This window comes from Bacillus sp. PK3-067 (genome assembly GCF_056738645.1).
Map to the genome: position 1 here is coordinate 285,001 of NZ_CP096490.1, position 10,000 is coordinate 295,000.

Sequence of the window (10,000 nt, forward strand, 5' to 3'; positions counted from 1 at the left end):
CCTCCTTTCTATGGAGAATTGATGAACGCTGTTCATCAATAAAGTTTCCGTGTTTCGTTTTGTTCAGTTTTGAGAGAACTATCTCTCATATATAAATGTATGTTCTTTGAAAACTAGATAACAGTGTAGCTCATATTTTTTAATTTTAGTTTGGTTAAGTTAGAAAGGGCGCACGGTGGATGCCTTGACACTAGGAGTCGATGAAGGACGGGACTAACGCCGATATGCTTCGGGGAGCTGTAAGTAAGCTTTGATCCGAAGATTTCCGAATGGGGAAACCCACCATACGTAATGGTATGGTATCCTTATCTGAATACATAGGGTAAGGAAGACAGACCCAGGGAACTGAAACATCTAAGTACCTGGAGGAAGAGAAAGCAAATGCGATTTCCTGAGTAGCGGCGAGCGAAACGGAACATAGCCCAAACCAAGAGGCTTGCCTCTTGGGGTTGTAGGACATTCTATACGGAGTTACAAAGGAACGAGGTAGACGAAGCGACCTGGAAAGGTCCGTCGTAGAGGGTAACAACCCCGTAGTCGAAACTTCGTTCTCTCTTGAATGTATCCTGAGTACGGCGGAACACGTGAAATTCCGTCGGAATCTGGGAGGACCATCTCCCAAGGCTAAATACTCCCTAGTGATCGATAGTGAACCAGTACCGTGAGGGAAAGGTGAAAAGCACCCCGGAAGGGGAGTGAAAGAGATCCTGAAACCGTGTGCCTACAAATAGTCAGAGCCCGTTAACGGGTGATGGCGTGCCTTTTGTAGAATGAACCGGCGAGTTACGATCCCGTGCGAGGTTAAGCTGAAGAGGCGGAGCCGCAGCGAAAGCGAGTCTGAATAGGGCGTTTAGTACGTGGTCGTAGACCCGAAACCAGGTGATCTACCCATGTCCAGGGTGAAGTTCAGGTAACACTGAATGGAGGCCCGAACCCACGCACGTTGAAAAGTGCGGGGATGAGGTGTGGGTAGCGGAGAAATTCCAATCGAACCTGGAGATAGCTGGTTCTCCCCGAAATAGCTTTAGGGCTAGCCTTAAGTGTAAGAGTCTTGGAGGTAGAGCACTGATTGGACTAGGGGTCCTCATCGGATTACCGAATTCAGTCAAACTCCGAATGCCAATGACTTATCCTTAGGAGTCAGACTGCGAGTGATAAGATCCGTAGTCAAAAGGGAAACAGCCCAGACCGCCAGCTAAGGTCCCAAAGTGTGTATTAAGTGGAAAAGGATGTGGAGTTGCTTAGACAACTAGGATGTTGGCTTAGAAGCAGCCACCATTTAAAGAGTGCGTAATAGCTCACTAGTCGAGTGACTCTGCGCCGAAAATGTACCGGGGCTAAATACACCACCGAAGCTGCGGATTGATACCAATGGTATCAGTGGTAGGGGAGCGTTCTAAGGACAGTGAAGTCAGACCGGAAGGACTGGTGGAGTGCTTAGAAGTGAGAATGCCGGTATGAGTAGCGAAAGACGGGTGAGAATCCCGTCCACCGAATGCCTAAGGTTTCCTGAGGAAGGCTCGTCCGCTCAGGGTTAGTCAGGACCTAAGCCGAGGCCGACAGGCGTAGGCGATGGACAACAGGTTGATATTCCTGTACCACCTCTTTATCGTTTGAGCAATGGAGGGACGCAGAAGGATAGAAGAAGCGTGCGATTGGTTGTGCACGTCCAAGCAGTTAGGCTGATAAGTAGGCAAATCCGCTTATCGTAAAGGCTGAGCTGTGATGGGGAAGCTCCTTATGGAGCGAAGTCTTTGATTCCCCGCTGCCAAGAAAAGCTTCTAGCGAGATAAAAGGTGCCTGTACCGCAAACCGACACAGGTAGGCGAGGAGAGAATCCTAAGGTGTGCGAGAGAACTCTGGTTAAGGAACTCGGCAAAATGACCCCGTAACTTCGGGAGAAGGGGTGCTTTCTTAACGGAAAGCCGCAGTGAATAGGCCCAAGCGACTGTTTAGCAAAAACACAGCTCTCTGCGAAGCCGTAAGGCGAAGTATAGGGGGTGACACCTGCCCGGTGCTGGAAGGTTAAGGAGAGGGGTTAGCGTAAGCGAAGCTCTGAACTGAAGCCCCAGTAAACGGCGGCCGTAACTATAACGGTCCTAAGGTAGCGAAATTCCTTGTCGGGTAAGTTCCGACCCGCACGAAAGGTGTAACGATTTGGGCACTGTCTCAACCAGAGACTCGGTGAAATTATAGTACCTGTGAAGATGCAGGTTACCCGCGACAGGACGGAAAGACCCCGTGGAGCTTTACTGTAGCCTGATATTGAATTTTGGTACAGTTTGTACAGGATAGGCGGGAGCCATTGAAACCGGAGCGCTAGCTTCGGTGGAGGCGCTGGTGGGATACCGCCCTGACTGTATTGAAATTCTAACCTACGGGTCTTATCGACCCGGGAGACAGTGTCAGGTGGGCAGTTTGACTGGGGCGGTCGCCTCCTAAAGTGTAACGGAGGCGCCCAAAGGTTCCCTCAGAATGGTTGGAAATCATTCGTAGAGTGCAAAGGCATAAGGGAGCTTGACTGCGAGACCTACAAGTCGAGCAGGGACGAAAGTCGGGCTTAGTGATCCGGTGGTTCCGCATGGAAGGGCCATCGCTCAACGGATAAAAGCTACCCCGGGGATAACAGGCTTATCTCCCCCAAGAGTCCACATCGACGGGGAGGTTTGGCACCTCGATGTCGGCTCATCGCATCCTGGGGCTGTAGTCGGTCCCAAGGGTTGGGCTGTTCGCCCATTAAAGCGGTACGCGAGCTGGGTTCAGAACGTCGTGAGACAGTTCGGTCCCTATCCGTCGTGGGCGTAGGAAATTTGAGAGGAGCTGTCCTTAGTACGAGAGGACCGGGATGGACGCACCGCTGGTGTACCAGTTGTTCTGCCAAGGGCATAGCTGGGTAGCTATGTGCGGAAGGGATAAGTGCTGAAAGCATCTAAGCATGAAGCCCCCCTCAAGATGAGATTTCCCATAGCGTAAGCTAGTAAGATCCCTGAAAGATGATCAGGTTGATAGGTTCGAGGTGGAAGCATGGTGACATGTGGAGCTGACGAATACTAATAGATCGAGGACTTAACCATATAATATGTAGCAATGTTATCTAGTTTTGAAGGAATATGCCTTCATAGTTTGGTGATGATGGCAGAGAGGTCACACCCGTTCCCATACCGAACACGGAAGTTAAGCTCTCTAGCGCCGATGGTAGTTGGGACCTTGTCCCTGTGAGAGTAGGACGTCGCCAAGCAACTTTAAGACGAGTCAGAATGACTCGTCTTTTTTGTATGCTTTCATACCTCTATCAATTGCATTTTTAACCCCTTCTAAATAAGAAAATCCATATTTTTTATCTGGCTCTAAGTAAGTTCCTTCCGCCCACTCGTTCCATGCGTTAATAAATAAAAACTCGCTGTTATAAAAAGAGTAAGTACGATGAATTTGCTTGCTTAAATATATGGTGAACTTTTCAGGGGTAGAACCTACAAAGATGCTGCTATTCGCGTTTTTACGTCGTGCAGTATTATCCCAATCAACAAAAGCCCCGGGAAATGTTTTTTTCTTTGGGAGCGATCGTTGTAATATATACATCCATACTTTATCGTAGTCCCAAACATTTAATTGCATATCAGAATCATATATTACCTTATTTATGTCTGAAGAGCTATCATGGGCAATTGTATAGAAAGGTTCAAACTGAATGCTGGCATCGAATCCATTTATATTAGGTAGTGGAAAACTGTTTAATGTTTCAGCAAAGTATATACCTTTTAAACCATTTTCTCGCGCTAATGCATTCCAGTAATTAAGCATTTTTTCACAATCAGGAATATGTCCTGGACGATAAATAATGAATAGAGGTTTATCATCTATATAAATATATCTCTTATCTTGGAAAGCCTGTAATAAATAATCAAAGTGTTCCTTCCAATCAGATATATCTCCGTAGTCTTGAGGCATTAATATATGTTTATCGAGACCATCCCAAGATTTTGTCCATGGTTCATTTGCCCAAGAAAGACAAAAAGGAAAGTCAGGTTCCTTCATCTTTAGTACCTCATTAAAGGGTGTTTCTAATAGTCTTTTTCCCTTAAACCAGTAATGATAATAACAAAAACCATATATACCGTATGCTTTAGCGATTTCCGCTTGCCACTTTCTTACGGAGGGGGTAGTTAAGTCGTAATAAAAATCTTGATAAGGTTCCCTAGGTTGATAATGTCCTGAAAATAAAGGTTGTGCACTTTTAGTATTTGTCCATTCAGTAAATCCTTTCCCCCACCATCGATCATTTTCTTTAATTTGATGGAATTGTGGTAAGTAAAAAGCGATTATTTTCAAGTTATATCCCCCTCATGTTTTTCGTAGTTCAAGTGTTGGGAAGTTATTCTTGATTTGGTGAAGCAATTTTAAAACAAGAGATATGTTATCTGTTTACTGTCTTTTTATGGTATGTATTGGATTTTTTTAAGCTTACTTAATAAGAGAGTATTAGGTAATTTGATATATAGCTGAAATAGAAAGTGCTTTTCGTCATGAAATTTATTACGTTGAATGAAAGGAATTAAATTTTTTGAAGGACAAAGAGGGCCTGTGGTAATCGATTTACATCATCAAAAAAGTCTTGTAGCTTTAAATATTTCTCATAATGATTTTCAATATAAGTCCTAGGTATAACAGTTTCTCCGTAAAAACTACTATTTCTAACATCTCCTGCACCAGTAGGACTGTGAACAAATTTGCCGTTTTCATAATCCGAGATGGCGCGATGTATATCTGGAAAAGCTTGAGATAAAGTTTTATGCCATCCTGTTTGAATTAATTCAGGATGTTCTTGGAATTGTTGACAAAAATCAAGAAAATAGCGCGCTTGTGTTGTTGCGATGAAGATTCCACCAGGGCGAAGAACTCTTGAAAATTCTTTTACCCAATTTTCGGCAGTTGCTTCGGATAAATGTGAGAATACAGAATAAGCGAATATGATATCTAATGAATTGTCACTAATAAATTCTACAGGGGGATGTGGACTTGCTGTTTTATATATCCCTCTTCCTAGTGTTTCATTACAAAGTGTGATCATCGCAGGATCGACATCAATGCCAAGTAAATTTTGATCAGAGGCATCTTTAAATAAGAAGCGTATAATTCTTCCCCATCCGCAGCCGAAGTCTAAAACTTTACTTTCTTTATTCAAGGGAACCCCTAAATTTTGGGCGTATTCTTTTATATGTCTATAAAACAAATATGCTTCGTAAAGAGCATGTTCATAGGAAGCACCTACAAATTGTTTTTGAATTTCTTCAGGAGGAAACCTAGGTACGGGAACCCCATTTATCGTTGTTTGTGAACAACTTTGTATAAATAAATTTAGAAGTTCGACATCAGATAGTGAATTAACAAGATGATCAAAATCACTTCCTAACTTAAATTTATTCATTTGTTAAACCTCCGAATTATATAGTGATTAAACTTTATTTTCTTGCTTTTTACTAATAAAAACATGTAAAAATTCAGCATCTAACCCTAGTGATCTATCCTTTTGTAAATAAACAATGGTATACATGTTTGCGTGTGTATAAATATATTCAATCATATCCTGCCCCCAATCGAACGTTACTAAAGATCCATTCTCATCAATAGGGTTTCCATGATAAATGGGCTCTTCAATATATTCAATCACTTCTTGATTCATTCTTGCTCTTTGCACAGTTTTTGTGAGTGTATGATACCAAGGGACAGTAAATACATGAGCGCCGCCAGGTTTTAATACTCGTTCTATTTCTTTAAAGGCTTTGTTTGGCGTCATTACATGCTCAAAAACGTCTTGAGTAATGAATAAATCAAAAGATTCATCTTCAAAAGTCATGTCTTCTAAGTTCTCACATCTAATACCTTGAAAGTATTGGCCAAGAGGATAATTTTTAAAGTATTGAGAATAAGTATAGTTTTTACAGTTTTTTAATAGTAGCTGAGTTGTAATTCCTCCAGGAGAGGATTCGTGAATACTATAGGAATTCCATTTTGGAAAAAATGTATGCAAGGCATGGATTAAAGCTCGCTGCCTTGGTATAGAGTTACATGTAGAACATAAATAATGATCTCTAAGCCAATCATTATGCTCTATAAATGTAGCTTTCTTTTCGCAAATAACGCAGTACCCATTATTGTGTTTCAAATTGATTTCCACACGACATCCCTCCTATGTTAAATGCAATCTATTTATGGAAAGTATGATACACGTCAACAATCAGCGAAATCAAAGGGGGAATGGGTGAAAGTTAGGTATTTTTTAAAATTGCGATTAGGAGAAGGGAATAATCAGTTGAAGAGAACCCCCAATCGAATTAAAGTTTCACTTTATGCTATGCGATGCATCAGCTTTTATTCATGGGAAAATGTATAGACTTAAAATATCCCTTTCGTGTATGGGTACATTTCAAAATCCTGTGCGTATATTTCTGTAACTAAATCCATAGTTTCTTTATCATAAAAGCTTTCGTATGTTGGAAATCGTGGGAAGTCTGTATCTGTAATGCTAAGTTCTGCATAGCTCCCTGCATAAATCATCTTGTGTGCGCGATGATGATCTGAATTTGTAAGAAGTGCTAAAGGGGATTTTATCAAATCGTACGTGTGTTCTAGTTTGGTGATTTGTGTATTAAAATCTTCTAAAGGAATATAACATTGGATGAAGTTTTCTTCACCAGGGACGTATTGTTGACTAAAATGTATATCTAACGCTAGAGAATTGGAGCCGAATGCCTGAACGTAATATAAAAATTGTTTAAATGATATTCCTTGATTACTATATTTGTCATTATAAAAATAATGACGGATACTTTCCCATTGAGGGCTAGCATATGGGTTGTCAGCAAGTAATAGAAATGAGCTGACAGCCCTTGTATAGGGATTTCGCACAAGTTTACAAACATCCTTTTTACCCTCTAGAAGACCATTTTGTAACTCGGGTATGTAATTTGTATTGTTCTTATACACCCAGAACTCATAGTAATGAATAAAGTCATTGTATTTCTTTGCTTCAGTAAATAATCCGATTTGAAAAAAGAACCAATTAGCTAACGCGGTGCATCCGCTTCTATGACTCCAAAATAGTATAATCGGAAAGTCTTTATGGTAATGTGGAATTCGATCTTTATGTAGAATTACATGATTTAAAAGTTCTTGATTTATATTTTTCATGAGTTCAGCACTCCTTTTTGGGAAATTTGTGTATGTAGACGTTTTTTTTATGGGTTAAACAAGTGAGGATTGTTTATTAAATATATTCATGGGGATGAGTAAATATTATGAGTGTTTTTGCAGTCAACCTGAATAAGGAAGCTATTCTAAAATGAAAATATAAAATAAAGATAATGAAAATTTATAACAAACATACAATGATAAGAAGATGAATAATCGAAATGATCCAGTTTATTTGTGTATATTTTTAGGTTTGACGACGGGAAAAATTTATTACTAGAGAGATGATATTATGAGGAAGAATAATTATTTAATAGTAGGTGGAAATAGTTTCATTGGTATCAACCTCGCATTGGGTTTATTGGAACAGGGGCAAAATGTAAAAGTATTTTCCAGACATATAAATAATTTTCCTCAAAATATTATAAGTGAAGTTGAATTTATTAAAGGTGATTTAGAAAATGTTGAGGATATATATAAGGCTTTAGTGAATATAGATATTATTATTTATTTAGCTGCGACGTCTAACGTAGCAACTTCAATTGAAGATGTTTTCGGTGATATTAATAGCAGTCTATTTTTTCTTAATTTCATGGAAAGTGTTAAAGATTTTCGTATTAAAAAAATTATATTAGCTTCTTCGGGAGGCACAGTTTATGGTGAACCTGAATATTTGCCTATTGATGAGAAACATCCATTAAGACCACTTTCCCCGTATGGAATAACAAAAGTTTCGCTGGAGAATTATTTGTATTTTTATAAGAGAAAATATGGAATAGATTATGTTGTATGTAGATATTCTAATCCGTATGGAAAATACCAAAACCCCTTAAAAAAAGTTGGGGCGATAAATTGTTTTTTGTACCAGCATCTCAGTAATGAAAGGATTCATATATATGGGAATCCAGAGGAGATTATTAGAGATTATATTTATATCGATGATTTAGTTGAAATTACTATACAACTAGCACAATTAAATCAATTGAAATCTTGCGTATATAACATAGGGAGTGGCAAAGGTCTTTCTTTAAAACGAATTATAGTGGAATTAGAGAAAATAACAGAAAGAAAAGTGGATTTTATCTGTTACAAACAAAAACAAGAGAACGTTCAAAAAATCATTTTAAATATTGATAAGGTAAAACAAGAATTGAATTGGGAACCTAAAATAGATTTTAAACATGGGATTAGATTAAATAAGCTATGGATTGAAGAGTTCTTATATAGTAAAAAATAATAACCCACACTCTACTTGTATATAAGCAGAGCGTGGGTTATTATTTTGCTTCTTTTTCTATAACCCAAAGGTCTTGATGTTCCCACCAAAATCCTTCAGTATACTTTTTGATAATTGGGTTATGGGGTAATAATTTAATTTTGTCACACACGTAAGAGGGACTAACTATCGTTTGTCCGTATTGATTCACATCTAAATCGAATTGTTCACTAGAAGAGAGAAACCAATAGCCCTTTTCATTTAAATTTGGAAACCCGAAGTATTTTTTGCTTTGATAGCCATGGGTTGTGAAAATGAATAAACCACCAGGTGAAACAGCGTTATACAATGTTTGCAGCCAACGAAACCAAGTTGTATCAGGCATATGAGAGAAAAAGGATAGACAAAAAACGATATCGTACGTAGAGGAGTCCAATTTTAACTGTTCAGGCTCAGGATGAGATAATATAGAAGAATTATTTAATTTGTTTTCAATAAAGGAAATAGCCTCTTCGTGTATATCGCAAGCGGTTATACTCAAATTCGCTTGTAGATTTAATAAATGACGTGTTACGCAGCCGTATCCGGATGCAAATTCTAAAAATTTAATTGGATTGCCTGTAGGAGGATAAAGGGAAGTAATTAAGTTTAAGAGTATTTGTGCTGAGTTTTGCCCATCTTTAAAGTAGTAATCTATCGCTTCTTTTTTTGATGGGAAGACGGGATTAGTGACAATGAACTGAAAGATATGATCCTCAGGATGGATACTTGCATTTACATTATAGCTGTGTGCGATTTGAGAAATTAAATCTTTATGTTCCTCTATAAAGTCTTTCAAAGAGTATTCCTCCCTTAAGTAATAGTAGCAACTTACAAGAGATATTGATGGCATAGAAAGCACAAGTTTAAATTTTTAAGTATGCTTTAAGATGCTTTCTATATGTATACATTTTCATTTTAGAAATGTCGTCGATAGTAAATCTTTCTTTAATGAAATTTTGCATTTGTACAACTTCATTGTAATGGGAGTATGAATCTTCTGTTCTCGTTACGCTATTTAAATGTCGTCTATGATAGTTTAAGGGGGATGGATTGAAGTAAATATCTCCCTCTGTAAGAAGAGAAACATAGAAAAACCAATCACCAGCTATTTTGAACTTCTCTAACTGTTTTTCTGTTTTCTTCATATCTATATTTTTAAAAACTACACTTGAAACATTAGGTATAGTGTTTTTGATAAGTAACGTATCTTGTATTTCTTCGACGCCTTTTCGAAAATAGGGGCCTTTCCATTTTTCTTTATCGATATCATTTGTGTAATTTAAATAATGATTAGCCAATACATTTCCTTGTTCATCAATTTGTTTTGATTGTGTGTAACTTAAGGTAATATTGTTATTTATATAAAACCCCTGTATCACCTCTTGTAAAAATGTCTTATCGCATAAGTCATCGGCCTCTGCGATCCAAATATAATCACCAGTTGCTGCAGAGACTCCTTTTATCCATTGTTTAAATACAGAACCAGAGTTTTTATCATTAATAATCTGTTGAACCTTCAGGTGGGGCTTATTTTCTTTTGAGAGCAGCTTTTTA

7 protein-coding genes and 3 rRNA genes (2 of these 10 running past the window's edge) are annotated in these 10,000 nt (G+C 38.5%); 4 read left to right on the forward strand and 6 right to left on the reverse strand.

What is annotated here, in order from left to right; translation table 11 throughout:
- The 3 genes from M1D73_RS01615 to rrf all read left to right on the forward strand — a co-directional run.
- Window positions 1-8 (forward strand): 16S ribosomal RNA (locus tag M1D73_RS01615) (it extends 1,544 nt beyond the left edge of the window).
- A gap of 144 nt (window positions 9-152) precedes the next feature.
- Window positions 153-3,074 (forward strand): 23S ribosomal RNA (locus tag M1D73_RS01620).
- A gap of 48 nt (window positions 3,075-3,122) precedes the next feature.
- Window positions 3,123-3,238 (forward strand): 5S ribosomal RNA (rrf, locus tag M1D73_RS01625).
- Together the 16S, 23S and 5S rRNA genes form the textbook arrangement of a ribosomal RNA operon.
- Before the next feature lie 14 nt (window positions 3,239-3,252).
- Here rrf and M1D73_RS01630 read toward each other — a convergent pair.
- From M1D73_RS01630 to M1D73_RS01645, 4 genes are all read right to left on the reverse strand, one after another.
- The gene (locus tag M1D73_RS01630) at window positions 3,253-4,329 is read right to left on the reverse strand and encodes a glycosyltransferase WbsX family protein (protein WP_000690980.1); all 1,077 of its coding nucleotides are present in this window, start codon (window positions 4,327-4,329) and stop codon (window positions 3,253-3,255) included.
- 223 nt (window positions 4,330-4,552) lie between these two features.
- Window positions 4,553-5,425, reverse strand: coding sequence for a class I SAM-dependent methyltransferase (locus tag M1D73_RS01635; RefSeq protein ID WP_001031897.1), 873 nt, complete (start codon window positions 5,423-5,425; stop codon window positions 4,553-4,555).
- A 27-nt stretch (window positions 5,426-5,452) separates the two neighbouring features.
- Window positions 5,453-6,175: a class I SAM-dependent methyltransferase gene (locus tag M1D73_RS01640; RefSeq protein ID WP_000405125.1), complete on the reverse strand. Its 723-nt coding sequence runs from the start codon at window positions 6,173-6,175 to the stop codon at window positions 5,453-5,455.
- Between the two features lie 218 nt (window positions 6,176-6,393).
- Window positions 6,394-7,188, reverse strand: coding sequence for a sulfotransferase family 2 domain-containing protein (locus M1D73_RS01645; RefSeq protein WP_000790044.1), 795 nt, complete (start codon window positions 7,186-7,188; stop codon window positions 6,394-6,396).
- A 292-nt stretch (window positions 7,189-7,480) separates the two neighbouring features.
- Here M1D73_RS01645 and M1D73_RS01650 point away from each other — a divergent pair, with 292 nt between their 5' ends.
- On the forward strand, window positions 7,481-8,425 hold the full coding sequence (locus tag M1D73_RS01650) for an NAD-dependent epimerase/dehydratase family protein (protein WP_001230820.1): 945 nt from the start codon (window positions 7,481-7,483) through the stop codon (window positions 8,423-8,425).
- A gap of 40 nt (window positions 8,426-8,465) precedes the next feature.
- On the opposite strand, the gene M1D73_RS01655 is transcribed toward M1D73_RS01650, so the two are convergent.
- Window positions 8,466-9,242: a class I SAM-dependent methyltransferase gene (locus M1D73_RS01655; protein WP_000651238.1), complete on the reverse strand. Its 777-nt coding sequence runs from the start codon at window positions 9,240-9,242 to the stop codon at window positions 8,466-8,468.
- Window positions 9,243-9,309: 67 nt separating this feature from the next.
- On the reverse strand, window positions 9,310-10,000 hold the 3' end of the coding sequence (locus M1D73_RS01660) for a glycosyltransferase (protein ID WP_000558368.1). The gene runs 1,241 nt beyond the window's last position; 691 of the gene's 1,932 nt are visible here — the last part of the coding sequence; the start codon falls outside the window, past its right edge — the gene reads right to left on this strand; its stop codon occupies window positions 9,310-9,312.